The sequence below is a fragment of the Psychrobacter sp. R86515 genome (assembly GCF_042466315.1).
In the GTDB taxonomy this organism is placed as follows: Bacteria; Pseudomonadota; Gammaproteobacteria; order Pseudomonadales; family Moraxellaceae; genus Psychrobacter.
The window spans coordinates 1,787,454-1,808,386 of record NZ_JAXHCC010000001.1 but is presented as its reverse complement, the minus strand read 5'-3'; the positions used below and the strand labels follow the sequence as shown (position 1 = coordinate 1,808,386).

At 41.9% G+C, this 20,933-nt stretch carries 17 protein-coding genes and 1 pseudogene; 9 read left to right on the top strand and 9 right to left on the bottom strand.

Annotation, left to right across the window (positions count from 1 at the left end; genetic code table 11):
- Nucleotides 1-94: 94 nt before the first annotated feature.
- Nucleotides 95-1,969, bottom strand: coding sequence for a SurA N-terminal domain-containing protein (locus SJY28_RS07665; protein WP_379543995.1), 1,875 nt, complete (start codon nucleotides 1,967-1,969; stop codon nucleotides 95-97).
- Between the two features lie 351 nt (nucleotides 1,970-2,320).
- Complete coding sequence (locus SJY28_RS07660) at nucleotides 2,321-2,593, bottom strand: HU family DNA-binding protein (protein WP_045445077.1); 273 nt, start codon at nucleotides 2,591-2,593, stop codon at nucleotides 2,321-2,323.
- Between the two features lie 524 nt (nucleotides 2,594-3,117).
- Here SJY28_RS07660 and SJY28_RS07655 point away from each other — a divergent pair.
- The 8 genes from SJY28_RS07655 to fdx all read left to right on the top strand — a co-directional run bounded on the left by SJY28_RS07655 (nucleotide 3,118) and on the right by fdx (nucleotide 10,272).
- Nucleotides 3,118-3,762, top strand: a complete 645-nt coding sequence (locus tag SJY28_RS07655) for a hypothetical protein (RefSeq protein ID WP_379543994.1) — start codon at nucleotides 3,118-3,120, stop codon at nucleotides 3,760-3,762.
- Nucleotides 3,763-4,157: 395 nt separating this feature from the next.
- Nucleotides 4,158-4,667, top strand: coding sequence for an Rrf2 family transcriptional regulator (locus tag SJY28_RS07650; protein WP_057759222.1), 510 nt, complete (start codon nucleotides 4,158-4,160; stop codon nucleotides 4,665-4,667).
- Nucleotides 4,664-5,890 carry an IscS subfamily cysteine desulfurase gene (locus tag SJY28_RS07645; protein ID WP_057759220.1) on the top strand — a complete coding sequence of 409 codons (1,227 nt, stop codon included), beginning with the start codon at nucleotides 4,664-4,666 and terminating at the stop codon, nucleotides 5,888-5,890. The genes SJY28_RS07650 and SJY28_RS07645 overlap by 4 nt, the downstream gene beginning before the upstream one ends.
- Before the next feature lie 152 nt (nucleotides 5,891-6,042).
- Nucleotides 6,043-6,453 (top strand): Fe-S cluster assembly scaffold IscU, encoded by a 411-nt coding sequence (gene iscU / locus SJY28_RS07640; protein WP_101206131.1) that lies wholly within the window; start codon nucleotides 6,043-6,045, stop codon nucleotides 6,451-6,453.
- A 227-nt stretch (nucleotides 6,454-6,680) separates the two neighbouring features.
- A complete protein-coding gene (gene iscA / locus SJY28_RS07635; RefSeq protein ID WP_021814983.1) occupies nucleotides 6,681-7,001 on the top strand; it encodes an iron-sulfur cluster assembly protein IscA in 321 nt (106 codons plus the stop codon).
- A 174-nt stretch (nucleotides 7,002-7,175) separates the two neighbouring features.
- Nucleotides 7,176-7,757, top strand: a complete 582-nt coding sequence (gene hscB / locus SJY28_RS07630; protein WP_379543993.1) for a Fe-S protein assembly co-chaperone HscB — start codon at nucleotides 7,176-7,178, stop codon at nucleotides 7,755-7,757.
- Between the two features lie 209 nt (nucleotides 7,758-7,966).
- The gene (gene hscA, locus SJY28_RS07625; protein WP_379543992.1) at nucleotides 7,967-9,847 is read left to right on the top strand and encodes a Fe-S protein assembly chaperone HscA; all 1,881 of its coding nucleotides are present in this window, start codon (nucleotides 7,967-7,969) and stop codon (nucleotides 9,845-9,847) included.
- 86 nt (nucleotides 9,848-9,933) lie between these two features.
- Nucleotides 9,934-10,272 carry an ISC system 2Fe-2S type ferredoxin gene (gene fdx, locus SJY28_RS07620; protein WP_379543991.1) on the top strand — a complete coding sequence of 113 codons (339 nt, stop codon included), beginning with the start codon at nucleotides 9,934-9,936 and terminating at the stop codon, nucleotides 10,270-10,272.
- Nucleotides 10,273-10,376: 104 nt separating this feature from the next.
- Here the strand turns inward: fdx and SJY28_RS07615 are convergent, their stop codons facing one another.
- From SJY28_RS07615 to SJY28_RS07595, 5 genes are all read right to left on the bottom strand, one after another.
- A complete protein-coding gene (locus SJY28_RS07615) occupies nucleotides 10,377-11,798 on the bottom strand; it encodes an adenylate/guanylate cyclase domain-containing protein (protein ID WP_379543990.1) in 1,422 nt (473 codons plus the stop codon).
- Nucleotides 11,799-12,109: 311 nt separating this feature from the next.
- On the bottom strand, nucleotides 12,110-12,541 hold the full coding sequence (locus SJY28_RS07610) for an HIT domain-containing protein (RefSeq protein ID WP_057759208.1): 432 nt from the start codon (nucleotides 12,539-12,541) through the stop codon (nucleotides 12,110-12,112).
- A 150-nt stretch (nucleotides 12,542-12,691) separates the two neighbouring features.
- Complete coding sequence (gene mfd, locus SJY28_RS07605) at nucleotides 12,692-16,402, bottom strand: transcription-repair coupling factor (protein WP_379543989.1); 3,711 nt, start codon at nucleotides 16,400-16,402, stop codon at nucleotides 12,692-12,694.
- A 217-nt stretch (nucleotides 16,403-16,619) separates the two neighbouring features.
- Entirely contained in the window at nucleotides 16,620-17,156 is a 537-nt protein-coding gene (gene rraA / locus SJY28_RS07600) for a ribonuclease E activity regulator RraA (protein ID WP_379543988.1), read from the bottom strand.
- 189 nt (nucleotides 17,157-17,345) lie between these two features.
- Nucleotides 17,346-18,047: an NAD-dependent epimerase/dehydratase family protein gene (locus SJY28_RS07595; protein WP_057759204.1), complete on the bottom strand. Its 702-nt coding sequence runs from the start codon at nucleotides 18,045-18,047 to the stop codon at nucleotides 17,346-17,348.
- A gap of 464 nt (nucleotides 18,048-18,511) precedes the next feature.
- Between SJY28_RS07595 and rpsT the strand changes: the two genes are divergently transcribed.
- The gene (gene rpsT, locus SJY28_RS07590; protein ID WP_010200097.1) at nucleotides 18,512-18,778 is read left to right on the top strand and encodes a 30S ribosomal protein S20; all 267 of its coding nucleotides are present in this window, start codon (nucleotides 18,512-18,514) and stop codon (nucleotides 18,776-18,778) included.
- A gap of 155 nt (nucleotides 18,779-18,933) precedes the next feature.
- Here the strand turns inward: rpsT and SJY28_RS07585 are convergent.
- Both SJY28_RS07585 and SJY28_RS07580 read right to left on the bottom strand, forming a co-directional pair.
- Nucleotides 18,934-19,771, bottom strand: a pseudogene (locus SJY28_RS07585) (histidine phosphatase family protein).
- A 157-nt stretch (nucleotides 19,772-19,928) separates the two neighbouring features.
- Nucleotides 19,929-20,726: a metallophosphoesterase gene (locus SJY28_RS07580; protein WP_379543987.1), complete on the bottom strand. Its 798-nt coding sequence runs from the start codon at nucleotides 20,724-20,726 to the stop codon at nucleotides 19,929-19,931.
- Nucleotides 20,727-20,933: the final 207 nt, after the last annotated feature.

The window sequence follows — 20,933 nt, the reverse complement described above, 5'->3', positions numbered from 1 at the left end:
ATAATTATCGTTAAAGCATCATCCATAAAAAAGCCACCGTATCAATCGATACAGTGGCTTTTTTAATAGCTAAGCATAACGAATTAGCAAATACTTAGCGTCCTTGTGCGTTTGCCATGTTGCTTTCATTAATCTCAACCGTATACACCATACGTAGATAGTCCAAATAGTCTTGCAACTGGTCTTGGCCTAAATTGTCACGGATAATACTGGCTGTTTGCGCTCTTTGCATATCAGACAGTGGTGACTGCTGCTCAGTTTTAATACGGTCTCCAACCAGTAGCGTTGCACCCATTTCAGTCTCACTAGCAATCGCAACGACACCATTATCAGCAGCTTGCTGGCTAAATGCCAATCCGCGCTCTTTGTCCGTTAGCTGTGTCGTTTGACGGTTAATCTCACCCAGTGCTTGGAAGCTTACCGACTGCTTACTTATATCAGCTGGCGTCTTGATACTAGCAGCCAATGCTTTAGCATCTTTTAAAGCTAATGCTGTCGCTTTCTGCTGACGGAGTATTTGAGTGATTCTTGGAGTTGCATTTGCTAGAGCAAGCGTCTTAGTAGGACGATAATTGCTTGGCTGTAGCCATACGGTACCGTTACCAACTTCCACGCCTGCCGTTACCGCTTGATCTTGAATAGTAAACTCATCAAAGGCCTGTTTAACCACTGCTGGTTGCGGCAATGCAGACTTATTATTCACTTTACGATAATCTTTGATACGCTTTAAACTGACGTTTTCTTGCTGTGCAATATCTTCGATACTGAAACCATCTGCCGCCAAATCATTGATTGATGTCACTTTATCAGCATAGATTTCCTGACGTTTATACTCTTTTGCCTTTGCAGTCAACTCTTCACGCATACTGTCTAGGCTTGGAGTCTTTTTGCCATTGTCTTCAGTAACCGTAAATATCTGATAACCAAAGCTGGTTTTGATAGGCGCAGTCACATCACCAACGCTCAACCCTTCTAGTGCCTCTTGCACAGTATCTGCATCACTGCCAAACACTGACGGATTAAAGCGTCCGATATTACCACCTGTTTCACCTGATGGATCATCCGACTCTGCTTTAGCAAGCGCAGCAAACGCTTCACCTTTATTCAGACGTGCTTTCACTTTATCCGCTCTTGTCTTAGCATCTTTACCAGTAAACAGAATCTGACTAACTTTACGCTCATCAGTAGCCGCAATGCTCTGCTTATAAGCTTCGTACTGCTGCTGCAACTCTTCTGCAGTTACTTCATCAACCTTGATAGTTTGCGGGCTAAGCTGGATATAAGCCAAGTCAACCATCGCTGCACTTTTCAGTGTGTCTTTGTTAGCATCATAGTAGGACTGAATGTCTGCTTTGCTAAGCTTAACTTTGTCAGCATAGTCTTGCCAATTAAAGCGATGCACCCAAACGTTGCGCGACTCAAGTTGCAAGTCAATCAATTGACTGACCGCTTGCATAGGGTAGACAGCAGTACCAACGATACTAGCGTTCAATTGATCCAAGCTTAACTGATTGCGAAATTCTGCAAATAGCTGGTTTTTGGTCATGCCGCGCTGACGCAAGAAGTTTGAGAACTGATCGTTTGAAAAGTTACCCTCTGCATCTTGGAATATTTCTTCTTGACGCAGTAGGCGATTGATCGTGTCGTCAGACACTGTCATACCAAGCTTGCCTGCTTGCTGCTCTAACAACGTACGGTCGATTAGACCCTTTAATACTTGCTCATGAAGTACATCTTCATTCAACAAGCTAGCATCTTCGACTTGCTCTAGCACTTCAGAACGACGGCTATTGACAGCAGTTTGATACTCGGACAGTCCTACGCTTGCCTCACCTACCTGCGCAATCTGGTTGGGATCGACGTTGCCGCCAAAATAGCTTTCGACACCCAAAAGAGCGAGCGGCGATAGGCATAAAATCAATAAAATGCGACCTGGCCAGCTTTTTAAGAAATCGCGCAATTTATCCATAGTTATCTCTGCTTTATTAACCTATATTGATGAAAAACCATTGTAATACTGTTAGGAGCTGTTAAGTGCAACCTGCCAACATCAGTGCTATCTAAACTAGCAATGGTAAGAGTAAGAGCGTATGCATTTTATAGTAAAAAACAAAATTTACTAAAGAAATCTGACTTAAATGACACACCTATCGCGCGCCCTATGATACGTGATTTTTCATGCAGACTCAAAATATTCACGACGCATGATACAAACTATAGCGATAAAAAAAGCACCTAAATATTAGGTGCTCTCTTCGATGGCTAGCTCATTACCTCAGCTATAGACCACCGACTATCATTTTACGCTTAAAAAGGCGGCTTAGTTCAAGCGCTCTTTTAAGTTTTTACCAGCTTTAAAGCTTGGTACTTTGCTTGCTGGAATGCTTAGCTCTTCGCCAGTCTTAGGGTTGCGACCAGTACGTGCTTTGCGATCTTTTACACTGAAAGTACCAAAGCCAACTAATGAGATGCTATCGCCAGCTTCTAGCGCTTCGCCAACACTTTCCATAACAGCGTTTAGTGCATCACCAGCTTGGGTTTTATTTAGACCACTTTTGTCTGCGATGCTATCAATTAATTCTGACTTATTCATAAAATTTCCTTCAAGTTTAAGGGGGTAATAAATGCTCACGCCAAGTATTGTAACGCTCTCATGGTGCTTACGCAATAAAAACTACCTAACTGGCGCATTAACAGGTTCTTCTTTGTTATCGTCTTTATATCAAGGCAGCATAAGGAGCGCAAGCGATTTTACATATTTTTGTGCTCTACACTACGTATTTGACACCCAATGTTACGCAAAGCGTTAGGAATTTATATATAAGTGGCTCTGCATAACTGAGACGATTGGCTTTCCTATTTTCTACGCTTTGGCAGATTTGTCAATTGCCGTCTGTGTATTGCTATACATTAAGTTTGTATATTGCTGGTCATAAATAAGAGTGTCTTTATTGACTGCTAAATTGTAATGTAATAGTTTAGCCACTACAGAAACTAGCGTTACTTTTTATTATAAAGACGTTACTATAAGCAAAATATCACTGCAAGTCTTGGGCAAATACAGACTTCTGTTTGCTCAATATCTAAAACTTGCTAAATAAAAAACGGATTACTTACATGAAGCGTTCTACGTTGTCTCACTCTTTTCTTAATATCATTTTAGTATTTATCGAGTCGGCGCTGACATTATTGTTACGTTTGGATCCTGAACTGCGTAAGGCCGCTTATCCGCTTGCTAAGCAAGGCACCGTGGTGGCACTTCGCCTGTATTTACCGCATGTAGAAGTATTTGCCACTTTTAGTACCAAAGGCGTGTTATTAGATGCGCAACTACCGATTGGGCGTAGTGAGCCCGACGTAGTTATCAATGCCTATAGCATTCAAGTTATCAACGCCATCACCACTCATGATAGCGAAACCACCGAAAAGCTACAGATGCGCGGTGAGTCGATTCAAGTACAACTGGTCAAACAGTTTATTATGCAACTTGGGCTTGGCAGCTTGATTCAGGGGCTGATCAAAAAGATAAAGGGTGGTAAGACTAAAACCAAACCTACCGAAGCTGACTTGGAAGAAAAAAAGAACAACTACAAACTGCGTATTAAAGAACAGCAAACACAGATTAATACCTTGACCATTAAAAACCGTGAACTTGAAACAACCGTAAAAGAGCTTCAGAGCAAGCAAAAAACGTTGATGATTGTCACTGTTGTCGCAATTGTCATTATGATAGGTTCAATCATCGCGCTATTGATGAATTAGTTTTGGTTCGCTGAATTACCTATAAATAAGCGTTCAATGTCTTCTATAGATATTGAACGCTTATTTTTTACTTCATTAAATGTATCTGTAGCAGACAAATGAAGCTACTTATGTCTCACTCATATGTCTCTTCTGAACATCATTGTTTTTATCAATTACAGCAATAAGCTTGATTAACCATTGAACCACACTTTAATCTTGACTAAATTACTCGGGATTAAGTATAATTACCTTAATCGTTGCACACATCGGGTTAATCATCTGTTGTTCAATAACGATAAGACAAAACTTAGCTGGCGTATTATTGGTTGCTCTTTTTATTTTATGAGTACTTATTAAAACTTTTGGCTAAGATCGTTGTTAAACATAAATGACATCAAGTTTGGAGATAACACATGCGTTTGACTACTCGGGGCAGATACGCTGTTACCGCATTATTAGATTTGGCATTACAGACTAGCCAACAAGACAGTGCTGTATCATTATCCGATATCGCCAAACGGCAATCGATTTCAATCTCGTATCTTGAACAGTTATTTTCTAAGCTCCGCAAACGCGGCCTTGTCACGAGTATTCGCGGTGCTGCAGGTGGTTATCACCTAGCTAAGCCCTTGAATGAGATAGATGTGATGAGCATCATATCTGCGGTTGATGAGTCAGTAAACGCGATGCAGTGTGAAGGACGCGGTGACTGTCAAGGTGGTACAATGTGCCTAACTCACGATCTGTGGTGTGCACTGTCGAATCATATCGAACAGTACTTGAAAAATATAACATTAGCGCAATTATTAGATATGGAAAACGTGCAGTCAGTCTCAGAGCGTCAGCACACCTCTACAAAAGATATTTCCATAAAAGACATTAATACTATTACTCTATCGAACAGCGAGGCAAACCCAGCATGAGCCAACATAACAACCTTATATACTTAGATTATGCCGCCACTACCCCAGTTGCTAAATCAGTAGCTGCTAAAATGAGCGAGTATTTGACTGTAGATGGTGTCTTTGGTAACCCAGCTTCACGCTCACATGGTTACGGCTGGCAAGCGGAAGAAGCAGTAGAAACTGCTCGCGGTCAAGTGGCTGAAGTAATCAACGCTGATCCACGCGAAATCGTCTTTACTTCTGGCGCAACTGAGTCTGACAACCTAGCCATTAAAGGTGCAGCACATTTTTATCAGTCTCGTGGCAAACATATCATTACCAGTAAAATTGAGCACAAAGCTGTATTAGATACCTGCCGTGAGCTTGAGCAAGAAGGTTTTGAGATTACGTATCTTGAGCCACAGCCAAGCACAGGTCTTATCCTGCCAGAGCAAGTAAAAGAAGCACTACGTGATGATACGATTTTAGTATCACTTATGATGGTAAATAATGAGCTTGGTACTATTACTGATGTTGCAGCGATTGGTGAAATCACTCGCGAAGCTGGCGTAGTTTTCCATGTTGATGGCGCACAGTCTGTTGGCAAAGTAAAAATCAATCTTGAAGAAATGAAAATTGATTTGATGAGCTTCTCAGGTCATAAAGCATACGGCCCTAAAGGTATCGGCGCATTGTTTGTTCGTCGTAAGCCACGTATTCGCTTGAAAGCTGAGCAACATGGCGGTGGTCATGAGCGCGGTATGCGTTCAGGTACTCTACCAACGCATCAAATCGTTGGTCTAGGCGCAGCATTTGCTTTAGCTAATGAAAGCTACGAAGCTGACCATGCACATGCAGCCAAACTACGTCAAAAGCTTTGGGATGGTCTACAAGATATCGAAGAGATTTACTTAAACGGTGATCTTGAGAATAGCGTACCAAACATTGTAAACATCAGCTTTAACTTCGTTGAAGGCGAGTCATTGATGATGTCACTTAAAGACTTAGCTGTATCATCAGGTTCAGCCTGTACGTCAGCAACGCTTGAGCCATCATATGTACTACGTGCAATCGGTCGCCCAGATGAATTGGCACATAGCTCAATCCGTTTCAGCTTCGGCCGTTATACCACTGATGAAGACATCGATACTGTTATCAAACAGATGCACGAAGCTGTTGACAAATTACGTGCTCTATCACCACTTTGGGATATGTACCAAGAAGGTGTTGATCTAAACTCAGTCGAGTGGGCTGAGCATTAATTTCTAATATAGCTTTTTAGTATAGCTAGCAATATATTTATTAAACGATTGATCAGACAATTAAATTAAGCGTTTGACCCCAATTATCGATGAGTAGTTAGACACTTAAAGTTGATAAACGACTACTCATCATCTAACTAGGAGAAAACCCCATGGCCTATAGTGACCAAGTTATTGATCATTACGAAAACCCACGCAACGTTGGTAATCTTGATAAAAACGCCAAAAACGTCGGTACCGGTATGGTCGGTGCCCCAGCATGTGGCGATGTAATGCGTCTACAAATCCAAGTCGACGATAATGGTATTATCGAAGATGCACGTTTCAAGACTTATGGCTGCGGTTCAGCAATTGCTTCAAGCTCGCTCGTTACTGAGTGGCTAAAAGGCAAAAGCTTGGATCAAGCTGGCGAAATCAAAAACAACGATATCGCTCAAGAGCTAGCATTACCACCAGTAAAAGTGCATTGCTCTGTACTTGCAGAAGACGCCATTAAAGCCGCTATTAGCGACTATAAAGGCAAGCATGGCGTAGCGGCTCCAACAGAAGAAGCTGCGATCTAAGCTAGGCTAAACCTGCTAGCGTATGCGCTACGTTGTACTAGCAACGCTAAAGTAGCAATGTGTAATCGCTACTGACGCTAAAGAGGTGACAATGACACTTATGTAATTGTCACCTTTTGTTTTCTAATAGTTGTAAGCCTATTGTTTTGGCAATCTTGTAATTCTGGTTGTCAGTTTATCTAGATTTTTTTATTGATATTTATGATTAATAGTCAATGGGAGTTGGCATGATTGAAATGACAGAACGCGCCGCTCAGCATGTTCGAGACTTTTTGGACAATCGCGGCAAAGGCGAAGGCATTCGAGTTGGTATCCGTACAGCGGGTTGCTCGGGCTTGGCTTACGTTTTAGAGTTTGTAGATACCCCTGATGAAAACGACACGCGTTATGAAAGTCGCGGCGTTAGCATTTTCATTGATCCTAAAAGCCTCGTGTACTTAGACGGCTTGTTGATGGATTATGAAAAAGAAGGCCTAAACGAAGGCTTTAAATTTACCAACCCTAATCAGAAAGGTGAATGTGGTTGCGGTGAGTCTTTCACAGTTTAATTGTTCAATGGTTGAAAACTGATATATTTATGCTTCAATAAACTTTCATAAGAATAGTGCAGTATCTCTGCTATCGCTATGAAAAATGGCTAATGTAGTTGAGTAGCCAAGCGATTCAGATATTCTTAGCTAGGTCATGACTTCAAAATAAATAAAAAAGCAAGGCATCAGATTATGACAGATATTACTTCAGAACCACAGTTTGATAACTTCTTTGCCCTATTTGAGCAGCCTGTACAATTTGAAATTAACCAAAGCAGTCTAGAGCAACGTTTGCGATTGTTGCAGAAACGCTATCATCCTGATAATGTTGCCAAAAATCAGACCGATATGGTTCAAGCACAGTTGCAGTCTGAAAAAGCGTCGGCTTTAATTAATCAAGCGTATCAAACGCTAAGCGCTCCTGATAGCCGTGCTGGTTATTTATTAGACATGGCAGATCAAGCACAAAATATAGAGCACTCAATCGCAGATTTAGACTTTTTGGAAGATGCGATGCAGATGCGTATGGATCTAGATGATGCTATCGAAGACAAAGATCTTGTAGCCTTGCAGCAATTACATCCTCAAATTACAAATCGTCTAGCAAATCAATCTGAACGCTTTAATAATGCTTATCAAAATCAAGATTGGCAAACAGCGATTGATGCGACACAGAAGCTAAAATTTTTAGTTAAGCTAAATGCCGATGTGACGACGGGGCTTGATGACGTTGCAAATTCATCACATTCAGATGACGATGACCTATACGTCTAAGCATCTGTGGTTATGACTCTCACTAATAAGCTAAATTCTATATATTTGGTTAAAATAGTGACCGTGATACCGTATAATCTTTGAGCCTAAGCGCGCCAAACTGTCAGAATCCGTATTCCATGGAGTGAGATTACCGACGTTAAGCTCTCGTACTACATATGCTATATTTGCTCCATTTCACTTATTCATTTTATCTCTGAGTTATCCTTATGTCTTTAATGCAAATTGCTGAACCCAATCAAAGCGCTCAACCTCACCAACATAAATTTGGCTTGGGCATCGACCTCGGTACTACACGCTCGTTGGTTGCTGTGGTGCGTTCAGGTAAGGCACAAGTCTTAGAGGCAGGTTCAGCGACAGATACACTATTACCGTCTGTTGTCTATTATCCAGCGACTGGTACGCCATTGGTTGGCTATGACGCCCTAGCGCATTTAGCGGATGATCCAAAAAATACGATCGTCTCGGCTAAGCGTTTTATGGGTCGCAGTCAAGCTGATATCAAATTCTCTCATCCTTATGAGTTGTCTGGTAATAAAGATGATATGCCAGCCTTTGTAACGGCTCAAGGTGAGGTTTCTCCTGTTGCAGTATCGGCGCGTATATTAGCCGCTCTTGAGCAGCGTGCAGCAAGCGCCTTACCTGCAGATAGTATTGAAGGTGCCGTGATTACGGTACCCGCTTATTTTGATGAAGCACAGCGTCAAGCAACCAAAGATGCCGCTCAAGCAGCGGGTATCAACGTACTTCGCTTATTAAACGAACCAACAGCGGCGGCAGTCGCTTATGGGCTTGACCAATCATCAGAAGACAGTAAAAAAGAGAGCTATTACTTAATCTATGACTTGGGCGGTGGTACTTTTGACGTCTCTATTTTAAAGCTTACCGACGGTGTCTTTGAAGTGTTGGCAACTGGTGGTAATAGCGCATTAGGCGGCGATGATATCGATCGTCTTATTACCAATTGGATTATTAAACAATTAAATATCGATCCAAAAGACGTAAGCCTGCATGACAAATCAATACTAGCTCAACAAGCCAAAGCTTATAAACAAGCATTGACTGACGCTGAGCAAGTGGACATCAATGTCACTGTCAATGGTCAGTCTTATCAAGGCGTATTAAGCCGTACAGATGTGCTAACGATTGTAGAGCCTGTTAGTCGCCGTACGCTCAGTGTGTGCGAACAAGTTCTACGCGATGCCAAGCTGTCTACTACAGATCTAGATGAAGTCATCTTAGTGGGCGGCTCAACTCGTATGCCTGCAGTACAGCAAGTCGTGACTGAATTTTTTGCTAAGCAGCCACTTTGCCGTCTGAATCCAGATGAGGTGGTTGCTTTAGGTGCTGCCCAAACTGCTCATCAATTGGTTAATGGTGATAGTGACAACAATTTATTGTTATTGGACGTGACGCCATTATCATTAGGTCTTGAGACCATGGGCGGTTTGGTCGAAGTACTTATCCCACGTAACACGCCTATCCCTGTGAAGAAACGTCAAGTGTTTACCACTTATCAAGATGGTCAAACTGGCATGGTGATTCACGTGGTGCAAGGTGAGCGTGAGACGGTAGAAAACTGTCGCTCACTTGGACGTTTTGAGCTGTATGGCATCCCGCCAATGAAAGCTGGGTTTGCTCGTATCGAAGTTACCTTTAGCATCGACGCTAATGGTCAGCTTACTGTCAGTGCACAAGAAACTACGACCAAAACAGAAAGCAAAATCGAGATTGTGCCTTCTTATGGTCTATCAGATGAGCAGAAAGAACAGTTGCTGGTGGCAGGGTTTAAACACGCAGAAGAAGACAAAAACGCGCGTTCTTTAATTGAGACCAAAGTAGAAGCGGAACGTGAAGTACTTGCCCTAGAGTCTGCACTTAACGAATTTGTAGCATTACTCTCTGTCGAAGAACAACAATCACTATCAGAGCATATACAAGCGCTACGTAACTCTCTTAGTACTGATGACTTAGCGCTTATTGAAGCAAAACAAGCTCAGCTCAAGCCGCATAGTGATGCCTTTGCTGCACGTATTATGAATCAAAGCGTCAAGACCAGTATGGCCGGTACTAGTGCCAAAGACTGGTAATAAATACATCGACATATATCGCTTAACTGACACGTTAAGCTAACTTCTAATATTTTTTAAATTGATTAGCATCGGACAGATAATTTATGCCAAAAGTTACCGTACTACCCCACCACGAAATTTGCCCTGAAGGCGCAGAAGTTGAGCTACAAGTTGGTGAAAACTTATGCAAAGCACTATTAGAAAAAGGCATTAAAATTGAGCATGCCTGTGAGATGTCAAAAGCTTGTACCACATGCCATGTTGTAGTACGTAAGGGTTTCAACAGTTTAGATGAGATGGATGATATCGAGGCGGATCTACTTGATCGTGCTTGGGGGCTAGAGCCTGATTCACGTTTATCTTGTCAGGTCATGCTTGATGATGAGGATTTGACTATCGAAGTTCCTAAATATACCCTCAACCATGCTAAAGAAAATCATTAAACACTGAAGATACTTTCTAGTTAAGATTAAAAAAGGCCAGCTATATGATAGTTGGCCTTTTTCTATATATAATTTTAATATATTAAGCTTGAAATGCTTAACGCTTACTTGCGATTGGCATTCTCACGCTTACTTTCTGCTGCTATGTCCTTTACTACTTTTTCTTCCTCTTGCTCTATGCGTTCCAGCGCAAAATTTAAACGAGCTCTAATATCTTGATAATCATTGTCTTTCATATCTTTAAAATTCAAATGCAAATTGAAACCAGGTAATGTGTGGTCGACCCATTTAGATAAATGACCTGTACTGGCACTAGGATCGAGTACTTGCCATGCATCGACCTTTTCATCAATACCTTTCAAGCAAAATGCGGCAACGTGCTCGCACTCATAGTTATGGCAAATATAATCGTAAGTGCTTTCACTGACCAATATCTGATCTTTGCCCGCACAGGACTCAAGCCTAGAAGCTAGGTTGGCTTCTTTACCAATGATGGTATAGCTTAATCGACTATTACTACCAAAATTACCAACGTGGCAGTAGCCAGTTGTGATACCAACACGTATATATAAGCCTTCAAACCCCATCAACCGCCATTTCTGGCGTAAGGTGCGCATTTCTCGGCGCATATCAATTGCCATCGCTACACAATCTAGTGCATCTTGACGCGAGCCGCGGCTATTAGGTTCACCAAAAAAACATACCATGCCATCACCAATAAACTTATCAAGCACTGCACCATGTTTGTCAGCGATCGACGTCATGCAATGCATATAAGTATTGAGAATATCTGCCAAATTATCAGAGCTTAGACTATCAGACAGCTCGGTAAAGCCAACAATATCCGAAAACATGATAGTTATTTTTGCGCGTTTATTAGAGACACTAACGGGGCTATCCGATTTGACAATAGGCTCCCAAATTTGTGGTGGTACAAATCGAGTCAATTTATTGATCACTGATACCATGGTATTCAGGCGTCCACCAGCCTGATGGGCACGTGCTTTAAAAGTAATATGCTGCTGATAGATACGCCTGAACTGATACAAAATAACGCCTAAACTTGCCACCATTACTATCAATGGTAATAAGCCTTCATCAAAGTCCATGCTATCTGCATTTAAGACTGTGCTAACGTAGAAGAACACAATGATAGTCACTACAGATACAGATAACAGTCTGAGGTGATTCTCAGGTCGGCTAAGAATGATACGTACACCAATCAAAGCAGCCAAGCTGATTGATATGACCGTACAGCATTGTAGTGAGCCGATGACAACCGATAATAGAATAATAACGATATTAGACGTCCAAAAGCTGGTCTGGCGTCGGTAGTTGTATATCAGGATCATGAGGCTTGGCAATGTAATAATAACCAATAGTGCCATTGAGATAGAGCGGAAGTCGTAGTATATAGCACGCAACACAACCGTCAGTATTAACACGAACACTTCTGGATAGTCAAAACGACATGTCCCAGTATCCTTTAACGGCGTCATTGGTTTAAATGTCTCTGAGAAGGTCATATGAGATTCACTTGAATAAGGTGAGCTATCTGAGAGACAAAGGCATACTACACTAACATATGTACGTTATTTGTCCTTATGACGATTTATCATAAGATATATCTAATAATATATTATACTTTTGAAATGAGTTTAAACAAGGTTACTGATGACTATAAGGCGACCTTTTGTCTAGTTTATTCACTGTTTTACAGTTTTTATCCAAATTTAAATAAAAAGAGAGGTCAGATACATTTAAGTATCTGACCTCTCTTTTTACCTATAAAATTAAGGTGCAATCTATTCTTATTGAAGACAGATTGGAATAATAATTACATTTGCCAATCAAATGGCATTTGGTGATGACCACGTAGCGCCATCATCAATGTTTGCTGCATTTGCGCCAATACTTCTTTAGTATATGGGACAGCTGGCACACCCCATACTGGGTTTGGCCATTGCATATCATTTTGGTAACGGACAATGTGATGAAAGTGAAGTTGTGGCACTTGATTACCAAGAGCGGCTACATTCATTTTATCAGCTTGAAAGGTTTTGGCTAACTGGCTCGACAACCAGCTGGACTCTCGTAAGAACTGTGTTTGATCTGCCTCAGACAGCTCATATAACTCTTTGATACCGGATACACGTGGCACTAATATAAGCCAAGGAAATTGGCAGTCATTGATTAAACGACAAGTGGATAATGGAAAATCCCCCACTAAAAAACTATCAGCAGCAAGTTTATGATGAAGTTGGAACATAATGACGGTTCTCTTGTTGTTTAATGCAAATAAAATACAGAAGGTTAAAAAGTTAGTTTGGCTATTTTATCAGTTATCGGGTTGATAAAATAGCACCATGATTTATTGCCTTAGTATGACTACCTAGCCTACTTGATATCCAGCTATGTACTAAGCAGGCTCTGTCACCATGTGCTCGCTAAAATAGCGCAGCAGCTCTTGTATGACCGTCACACGCTGTTGCGGTGTGGCCAATTTATCGCTATTTTGGTAACGGATACCAGATGCGCCATTCATACGATAATGCTGGCCATTTGATTGGATCAACTTAATAATCGCTAACGCATCAACTGGAGTATCTGGCGCAAATTCCAGCGTCATACTACTACTATTGGCATCAATTTTGTTAATCTTAAGCGGCTCTGCTTGTAAGCGTAATCCATGAATAGCGAATAGCTGCTTGGTTTGATCTGGCAGTGCACCGAAGCGGTCTATCATCTCCGTACGAATATCCGTTAATGCTTCTTTATCATCGGTATTACTAATACGTTTGTAAAACAATAAGCGCTGATGCACGTCATGTAGATATTCCTCTGGAATGAGGGCAGAGCTGTGTAAGTTGATTTCACTGGTTAGCGACAATGGTGTATTTAAATCAGGCTCCTTGCCAGCTTTAATGGCTTTAGTCGCCCGCTCAAGCATATCCATGTACAAGCTAAAACCAATCGCCTGCATATTGCCACTCTGCTGCTTACCCAATATCTCCCCTGCACCGCGAATCTCTAAATCCTCACTTGCCAGCATAAAGCCTGCACCTAAAGTATTGGCACGCTCAATCGCATGCAAACGGCGCTTGGCATCACCTTTGAGGCCTTTCAGAGAAGGCACTAGTAAGTAACAATACGCTTGATGATGACTACGTCCTACTCGGCCGCGCAGCTGATGTAATTGCGCAAGACCAAACTTATCAGCGCGCTCAATGATAATCGTATTGGCATTGGGCACATCAATACCTGTCTCGATAATGGTAGAGCAAACCAACACGTTGAATTTTTTATGATAAAACTGCTGCATGATCTGCTCAAGTTGGCGCTCTTGCATTTGCCCATGAGCTACTCCTACTCGTGCTTCTGGCACTAGGTCACGAATAGTCTCTGCCATGCGCTCAATACTGGCAACATCATTGTGTAGCAGATAGACCTGCCCACCACGTAATAACTCACGCAATATGGCTTCTTTCATCAGGGCTTCTGTCTTTTGCATCACAAAAGTTTTGATGGCAAGACGACGGGCAGGCGGTGTGGCGATAATCGACATATCGCGCATACCTGAGAGCGCCATATTAAGCGTTCTAGGGATCGGAGTTGCCGTCATAGACATGCTATCCACATCTGTTTGAATGGCCTTAATACGCTCTTTATGACGCACTCCAAAGCGATGCTCTTCATCAACAATCATCAGGCCAAGGTTGGCAAACTTCACATCTGGTTGTAGTAGTTTATGGGTACCAATGACGATGTCCACTTTGCCAGCAGCCAAATCAGCCAATACCATTTCTTGATGTTTTTTGCCGCCAAAGCGCGATAAGCTCTCGATACGGACTGGCCAGTCGGCAAAACGATCGCGGAAATTGTCTTCATGCTGACCGGCAAGCAACGTAGTAGGCACCAATACGGCAACCTGATAACCAGCACTAACGGCAATAAAGGCGGCTCGCATCGCGACTTCTGTTTTACCAAAACCGACGTCGCCGCAAATGAGACGATCCATAGGCTGGTTTTGTCTCATGTCTTCCATTACTGCATGAATAGCATTGGCTTGGTCGGCGGTTTCTTCAAAGGCAAACTGGCTAGCGAATAGCTCATACTGTGATGGGTCTATTTTGAAATGAATGCCAACTTTGGCCTCACGTCTTGCCTGCATATTGAGCAATTCAGCAGCAACGTCATGAATTTGCTCTAATGCTTTTTGCTTGGCTCGGTCCCATTTACCACTACCAATCTTATGTAGCGGTGCTAAGGCAGGATCACCGCCACTATAGCGACTAATCATTTGCAAATTGGCAACTGGCACATAGATACTAGCGTCATCAGAATATTTTAAATGGATAAATTCTTGCTCACCATCGCCCACATCTAAGGTAATCAAGCCATTATAACGACCAATACCATGCTCAATATGCACCACTGGACTGCCATCTGTTATCTCAGTGACGCTTTTAACCAAGAACTCTTCTGATACACCGCTTTGGCGACGACGGCGTGTCTGTAAGACTTGACGACCAAACAGCTGTGTCTCGCTAATCAACACCAAACGTTCAGGCACATAGACACCGCGCTCAATTGGCGCTACGGTCAGACCGACATGTGGTAGATGACTGTTATTAATAGCGCTGGTTTTATCTGCAGCTAGAAAGGTCTCAAAGCTATCATACGCCTTGATATCAATCTTGCCCTTGAACAGTTCAATGAGAATCTCACGACGGCCTGCAGTCTCTGCAACGATTAGTACAGGTGTTGAAGTCTCTAATTGCGTATTCAAGAAGTTGAGCAATTCTGATAATGGTTCAGACTTTTGATGATTGACTGCTAATTGTGGCGGCTCTTGAGCACTTAATGTCACCAGTCCTTGTTGTTTAGTGACACTCAATGGCAATGGTATTTGTGAGGCATCTATACTTTCTGGCACTGCCACATCATTCATCGTAGCCAGTTCATCACGAGCACTCAATATAACTCGTGGATATTGATTGAGCTGTTCATTAAGCACATTAGATAATAGATACAGCATTGCTGGCTCTACGATAGGCTTATCAATGTCATGGCGACGCTCTTCGTAGCGGCGCTGAATTTGTGACCAGTAATCAGCTTGTTTTTCATTGATTAATTCATCGGTGATAAACAATGCATCACTTGGTAAATAGGAAAATAAGCTACTCTCTGCTTCCCAATCTTTTAAGTTAAAAAATAGCGGCTGATAGTACTCTAATCCACTACTTGCAATCCCTGCCATCACGTCTTTGTGCAGCTCAGACTTGCGACTACTGGTATTAGGGAACATCGCGGCAAAGTTTGTGCGGAACGTCTCACGCCCTTCATCGAGCGGAAACTCTTTTGCGGGCAAGATTTGAAATTGGTCAATAGGTTTAGAGATATCTGGCATTTTGTGCAGTAGTGACAATGACTCTTTTGCCATACTGGTATCGTTGCCCGTTAACATCGCCTTCAAATCATCGGCAGTCAATGTACGCTGCGTTTGAGGATGAAAAAAGCGAATCGTTTCGATTTCATCATCGAACAAGTCTAAACGTAGCGGAAAAGGTTGACCCATGGCAAAAATATCAATAATACTGCCACGTACTGCAAACTCACCTGGTTCAAAGACATTTTCAACAGCGCGGTAACCAGCCTTTGCCAGTAGCCCGCGTTGGGTATTGATATCAAATCGATCACCGACACTCAAATCAAAGTGCTGACCAATTAACCAACTTGGCGGTGCGACGCGATGCATGAGGGCTTGTATCGAAATAAGCAGCACACCTGTTTTTGGCATATCCGTCAACAGATTGATGCGTTCGCTGACGATGTCTTGATGCGGAGATAGCTCATCATAGGTTAGCGTTTCCCAGTCCGGGAATACGTAAGCATCGACTCCGCAAAATGCCAGCTCAGTCTCTATTTGATTGAGTTGGTTTTGGTCACGTGCCACCACAACTTTTAGGCGCTCGGCAACATTCCACATAGGCGTTTGAACCAAGCTTGCCAGCCACAAACTGCTAACCGCACCATGGACAGGCGCTAGCCAACGCCGCTCGGCATTTTGGATAGGAAACAACTGCTGGTTAATAGGGTCAAACGCGTCAGTCAGAGCAGTAATAGGCATAAAGAGTAGAATCAAAGTTAAGGAGTCAGAAAGCTATTATACGAATATTTGAGCAATTACCAAAACTTATGCCGTAACGGTTTGTCACTTAAGAGTTTACTCATTAATGCTTGAGGGTTAACAACGATTATTACGCTTTAACTGTCATTACACAATAAAAAACCCCAACTTATCAGCTGAGGTTTTCGTTTTTGCTAATCAAGCCAAGCCTAAAACCTCAGCTGATAAGTGGTTTATCACTAGCGATGATACCATTGTTATCAGCATAAACGAACATACCTGAATTCAACATCAAATTACCGAAGCTGATTTCGATATCCGTTTGACCTTCATCACGGCGGGTTGATTTACGCGGGATACAACCAAGCGCCATCACACCAAGATCCATCTCTGCCATGTCATCAACATCGCGGACACAGCCATATACAATTACCCCAGCCCAGCCATTATCGATAGCTGATTGTGCAATCATATCGCCTAGTAGTGCACAGCGCATAGAGCCGCCGCCGTCAACGACCAATACTTTGCCATTACCTTCTTTATCTTTGCCATCGCTATTCAATAGTGACTTAACACGACTATTGTCTTCAAAGCACTTAACCGTCACGATTTCACCGCAGAATTTGTCTTTTGCACCAAACTGACGGAATGACTTGCCTTCGATATTTGGCAAGCATACTTGCGACTCAGGATTGGCATCCAATAGATCACAAGTGACAAAATTCCCTCTATCCATTTGTATCGATTCTGACATTGCTCCTGCTCCTTGTTTTAGTGATTCAACTGACTGTTATTCAAATACTTATTGATGCTTTGATAATAGTTATTGTATTTTTTACTCTTGTACTATGGTTTTGATGCAACCTTGTTCTGACACAATTGACAGTCGATATCTATAGATTTCAAGTTTTGAGACTGAGTCTGTCACTAGAAAAAATGTACTTTATTTTTTGACACGGGTCATCGCTAGCATCTGTTTGTTTTCGATAATGTCGATATGCTTGATTTGAGGCTCGGTACGGTACTTACTACGATGATAGATATCATGAGCACTCATGGCCATAGCACTAGCAACGCGCTTAGCGGAAATAGGATGTAACGATAGCGACTCTGACACGAGCGGCGAGATAAGTTTAAAGGCTTTTTGACCAATGCTCTCAAGTGGACGACCTTTATGTTTACCAAGCAATAATGACGGACGAAAAACGACCAATTGGCCAAAATCTAATGCCATAACAGCCTGCTCTGTCTCAGCCTTGACTCGATTGTATAAAAAACGACTGTCAATATCCGCATTCATTGAGGAGAGTAAAAAGAAATTCTCTACCCCTTTGTCACGACATAACTTGGCAAAATTTACGTTATAGTCTCGATCTACCTTGCGAAAAGCCTCATCACTACCAGCTTGTTTTTTTGTTGTACCCAAACAACTAAAAGCATCCGTGGTTCGATCGGCACCAACACTTGCAAACACTTCAGAGAGATTATCAAAATCATTGATTTGATAAAAACGCATGCTGGCATTAATGTAGCGTGGCGGACGACGAGCAATCACAATCAATGTGTCATAAAGCTCACTCAGTTGCTTTACCAAATGCTGCCCTACTAACCCCGTTGCGCCAATCACAATTGCTTTTCGCTGCATACCCTATCCACTTATATAACATTAGATGAACTATATTGATGAGAAAATACCTATATCAAGGCCTATCGTTAGAATATCATACCTAAATTCCTCAATAACTGACGCTATTATATAGGATATATTGTAAGAGATTTTATCAACCCTCTACGTCTATCAACGCTTACTATTGATTTAGTTACTAGAATGACCCAAATTCGATGATATTACGTAACTTCTTTGAGCATTAATCATCAAATATATTGTCCTTAGTTCAATAATTTGCTAAGATAATCGGCTTTACACGTCAACGCTGTTTAATTATTCCAAACAGCTCTGGCGCTTACGATGATCTATTCATATTAGATACTTTAATATCAGACATCGACATCATATTTGACGAGACGGCTGCTCGTCACCGATGATTGTTAAACCCATTATTGCAATCAACATTCATATTTTTATCTATCTTTATCAAGGAGATACGCGTGGCTAATACTGCACAAGCTCGTAAACGCGCCCGTCAAAACACCAAACGTCGTCAGAACTCTGCGTCACAACGCTCTATGGTTCGTACTTACTTAAAACGTGTTGATGCGGCTATCGCAGCTAAAGATTATGACGCGGCTACCGAAGCTTACAAAAAAGCGGTACCAGTTCTTGATCGTATGGCTGACAAAGGTATTATTCATAAGAATAAAGCTGCTCGTCGTAAGAGCCGCCTAAACAAAACAATCAAAGGCCTACAAGCTTAAGATTTGTATTGATTAGACCGCATTTCGCTTTTATAGCGTAATGACTAAAACCTTGTTACTGGTTCTAATACCGTGGCAAGGTTTTTTTATGCCTATTCAAAACGTATTCAATGAACAGCTTTCATATCAGCGCATTTCAATGTTTGAATAAAACATTAATTCCACTGCACTTCTGGCGGCAATAGCAACTTGCTAGGATGGTAGCCAGCTGCACGATAACCGTCTAATAATGAACTAATCGGCCGAGTATATACCTGACCCCGCCAAATAAAATGCGCGCTCGCTTGATCAAATGGCTTATCATCGAACCATAAAAATACGCCTTCCATCATCTTCGGCCAATCATTCCAATCAATCTCTACCACATCGAACATGACTGCTAAGAATGCAGATAGCAACGTATCATGACTCACAGCGAGCATCAGATGGCCATGCTGCGGCTGATTCTGGTAAAAAAGCGACAGAATATCTAAACCGCCTTGATAAGTGTTTTTGGTCCCTTCCAAATTGCCTTGCAAGAAACGATTAATAAAGTTCAACACGCCAATTTCTTTGAACACAGGATTGGCTATTTCAGGCTCAGTGACGAGACTGCCAGGCTCAACTAACAATGATTGATGCGTAATGTCACGCCGTAGTCCTGCCCCCTCTTGCATCAGCTGCGCGGTATCGATACAACGTCCAATGGGGCTAGAGATACTATCGACGTTCGAGCGAATATGGTAGATGACCTGATAACCAACGACCCCAAGACTTTGCCAGTATACGGCCTTTAGGAGTCAACGGTAACTGATAACTGGCAAAACCATTACCATCAGAGCGCTCGCGTAAAGAGTGCCTAGTAAATAGTATCAGTCGCTTATTTTCAGGCAATAAGCTGACAGAGGAAATCATACTATCTGGTAGGTGCGAAGGTGCAGGTGCGCTTGGAGTATGACTCGTAAGCTTGTCAGCAGATATTTTGGACAGGGTGTTATTCAAATATTTACTCATGATAGCAAGCCTAGCAGATTTCTTATCAGGAATGAACCACAGACAAATCTAGTTGCAATATATCTTATAAATACACTTCACTCTTTCAAAAAATGCTTTATTCAAAAGAATCTATGTCTAGAATAAATAAAGATTTGCCAGATATTTATACACGGTCCTAGCCAATATCAATGACTTTGTCCCATGCAAACTCTAATGCGGTACTACTGACCTCATTAGGATAGGCTCGTGGATTGACAATCACTCGCGTATTACCAATTTTATAATCAAATGCTTCATGAGTATGTCCATGTACCCATAGCATCGGTGACCAATCCTCATGCATCCATCCTGACAAGTCACTGACGAAGGCCGCATTACTCGGTAAATTGGCATATTTTTCAGACACCGATAACGCACTGACGCTGTGATGACTCATTACCACTGTTTTTTTACCAAGTTTATGAGACTCAATCAAAGCTTGCTGTAGCCACTTACGATGCTTGGCATGAATTTGCATAGATACCTCAGGTGCAAACAATTCATTGCCTGCGTAAATCTGCTTGTAGTCACGCATAAAATGCCTAGCAGCAGCCATGGTGTCTTCATTAGCATGATACTGATAGTCGGTCCAAAGCGTACAACCTAAAAGGCGTATATCACCGATATCGATATGCTGACACTGTAAGACGCGAACCCCTTTTTTAGACGCAGCATCATAGTTATCCCAAGTTGCCAGTTTACGGTCAAAGCTCAATACGTCTTCATCAAAGTATTCATGATTACCAGCAATAGTAATCAGGGGAACTTCTAAGCGCGCTGCCTGTTCTTGCAGCCACGGCATACCTTTGTCGCTATTAGCAGTATCCCCTGCTACCAGCACTATATCTGCATCGGTTTTAGGAATATATCCAACGGGGTGCGACTGACGTTCATAACTATCAATATGTAAGTCACTCAATATCTGTAATTTCATATTATCCAACATCATTTAGTGGCGTTATTATTAAAAATCTAATTAGCGATAAACACTCATAGCAGTACTACTGATATTTAGCTACATGAGCGTTGTCAATATAGTTATTATATTTTAGAAAGGTTGTAAGAATAAATTTAAGTAGTGTAGCAGCTTTTTCTTGACCATCAAAAAGTAAAAAGACAGCCATTTAGGCTGTCTTTTTTT

Coding starts and splice junctions, on each gene's coding strand:
- hscA (WP_379543992.1), top strand. CDS start 7,967: ATGTCTTTAATGCAAATTGCTGAACCCAATCAAAGCGCTCAACCTCAC.
- fdx (WP_379543991.1), top strand. CDS start 9,934: ATGCCAAAAGTTACCGTACTACCCCACCACGAAATTTGCCCTGAAGGC.
- SJY28_RS07655 (WP_379543994.1), top strand. CDS start 3,118: ATGAAGCGTTCTACGTTGTCTCACTCTTTTCTTAATATCATTTTAGTA.
- SJY28_RS07610 (WP_057759208.1), bottom strand. CDS start 12,541: ATGTTCCAACTTCATCATAAACTTGCTGCTGATAGTTTTTTAGTGGGG.
- rraA (WP_379543988.1), bottom strand. CDS start 17,156: ATGTCAGAATCGATACAAATGGATAGAGGGAATTTTGTCACTTGTGAT.
- iscA (WP_021814983.1), top strand. CDS start 6,681: ATGATTGAAATGACAGAACGCGCCGCTCAGCATGTTCGAGACTTTTTG.
- SJY28_RS07665 (WP_379543995.1), bottom strand. CDS start 1,969: ATGGATAAATTGCGCGATTTCTTAAAAAGCTGGCCAGGTCGCATTTTA.
- mfd (WP_379543989.1), bottom strand. CDS start 16,402: ATGCCTATTACTGCTCTGACTGACGCGTTTGACCCTATTAACCAGCAG.
- SJY28_RS07580 (WP_379543987.1), bottom strand. CDS start 20,726: ATGAAATTACAGATATTGAGTGACTTACATATTGATAGTTATGAACGT.
- SJY28_RS07595 (WP_057759204.1), bottom strand. CDS start 18,047: ATGCAGCGAAAAGCAATTGTGATTGGCGCAACGGGGTTAGTAGGGCAG.
- iscU (WP_101206131.1), top strand. CDS start 6,043: ATGGCCTATAGTGACCAAGTTATTGATCATTACGAAAACCCACGCAAC.
- SJY28_RS07660 (WP_045445077.1), bottom strand. CDS start 2,593: ATGAATAAGTCAGAATTAATTGATAGCATCGCAGACAAAAGTGGTCTA.
- SJY28_RS07615 (WP_379543990.1), bottom strand. CDS start 11,798: ATGACCTTCTCAGAGACATTTAAACCAATGACGCCGTTAAAGGATACT.
- SJY28_RS07650 (WP_057759222.1), top strand. CDS start 4,158: ATGCGTTTGACTACTCGGGGCAGATACGCTGTTACCGCATTATTAGAT.
- hscB (WP_379543993.1), top strand. CDS start 7,176: ATGACAGATATTACTTCAGAACCACAGTTTGATAACTTCTTTGCCCTA.
- SJY28_RS07645 (WP_057759220.1), top strand. CDS start 4,664: ATGAGCCAACATAACAACCTTATATACTTAGATTATGCCGCCACTACC.